The following is a 1650-nucleotide window of genomic DNA, read 5'->3' on the forward strand; positions in this document are numbered from 1 at the left end:
CGCCGGGCCCGCCGCCTCCTCGCTCCCCGCGCTGCGCGAGGCCTACCGGGCCGCCTCCGAGGTGTACGAAAAAGTCGGCGTCGGCGCCGATCTGCGCGCCGAACAGGCCCGCGCGGAAAGCACGGAGAACGCCGCCCTGGCCGAACTCGAACGCCTCACCAACAAGGTCCGCAGCCGCGCCGCCCAGCTGCTCGAAGGCCCCGACGGCGCCGACGGCCCCTCCCGGCAGGCCGCAGCCGCCCGCGCCGAACAGCTGGTCCACACCCTGGAATCCCGTCAGTCCAGCGCCAGTGAGCGGCTCGGACGGCTGCGGGGCGAGGCCGAGCGGCTCGCCCCGGCGACCGGGGACGCGCACACCGAGCTGCCCGAGGAGCTGCGGCCGCGCGACGCCGACCGGGCGCAGGAGCTGCTGCGCGCCGCGAACGCCGAACTCGCCGCCCGGACCGAGGCGCTGGACCAGGCCAGGGCCGCCCATGAGGACGTGGTCCGCACCCACCGCGCCGCCGAGGACGCGGCCGGCGGCTTCGACGAGATCACCGCGATGCTCCGCGACCTGCTCCGGGAGGGTCCGCAGGCCCCCGCGCAGGACGAGGAGCCCGAGCCCTACCCCGGCAGCCCGCAGGACGCCCGGCAGGCCGCCGCCGAGGCCCGCCGCGGTCTGCGCGGCTGCGCCGCCGACCTGTCCGCCGCCGAGACCCAGCTCCGCGAGGCCGCCGACGTACTGATCCGGCATGCCAACGCGGTCCGCTACGAACAGGTCCGCACCCCGGCCCGCCAGCAGATCAGGGAACTGCCCGCCGCCGCGCTGCCCGACCACGCGGCGGCCTGGGCCGCGGCGTTCGCCCCCCGGCTGCGCGTACTCACCGACGAGCTGGAGCAGTTGGAGCGCAACCGGGACAGCATCGTGGACCGGCTGCGCGGCCTGGTGGAATCCTCGCTGGCCACCCTGCGCTCCGCCCAGCGGCTGTCCCGCCTCCCGGAGGGCCTCGGCGAGTGGTCGGGCCAGGAGTTCTTGCGGATCCGCTTCGAGGAGCCGGACCAGACCGTGCTGGCCGACCGCCTCGGCGACGTCATCGACGAGGCGACCCGCGCCGCGGTCCGCAAGAACTCCGACCTGCGCCGGGACGGGATGACACTGCTGCTGCGCGCGGTGGCCGCCGCCCTGGAGCCGCGCGGCATCGCGGTGGAGATCCTCAAGCCGGACGCGGTGCTGCGCGCCGAACGCGTCCCGGTCGGGCAGATGGGCGACGTCTTCTCCGGCGGGCAGCTGCTCACCGCGGCGATCGCCCTCTACTGCACCATGGCCGCCCTGCGCAGCAACGACCGCGGCCGCGACCGGCAGCGGCACGCCGGCACCCTGTTCCTGGACAACCCCATCGGCCGGGCCAACGCCACGTATCTGCTGGAGCTCCAGCGGGCCGTCGCCGACGCGCTCGGGGTGCAGCTCATCTACACCACCGGGCTGTTCGACACCACCGCGCTGGCCGAGTTCCCGCTCGTGGTGCGGCTGCGCAACGACGCCGACCTGCGGGCGGGGCTGAAGTACATCAGCGTCGAGGAGCACCTGCGCCCCGGCCTGCCGGTGCCCGACCCGCACGGGGAGCCGGTGCACGGCGAGATCACCGCCACCCGGATGTTCCGCCGGCCCGC

General features: G+C 75.8%; 1 pseudogene. It reads left to right on the forward strand.

What is annotated here, in order from left to right:
* A pseudogene (locus GA0115240_RS36835) lies at positions 1 to 1650 on the forward strand (hypothetical protein); the annotation flags it as partial.

It is taken from the genome of Streptomyces sp. DvalAA-14, from assembly GCF_900091855.1.
GTDB lineage: Bacteria > Actinomycetota > Actinomycetes > Streptomycetales > Streptomycetaceae > Actinacidiphila.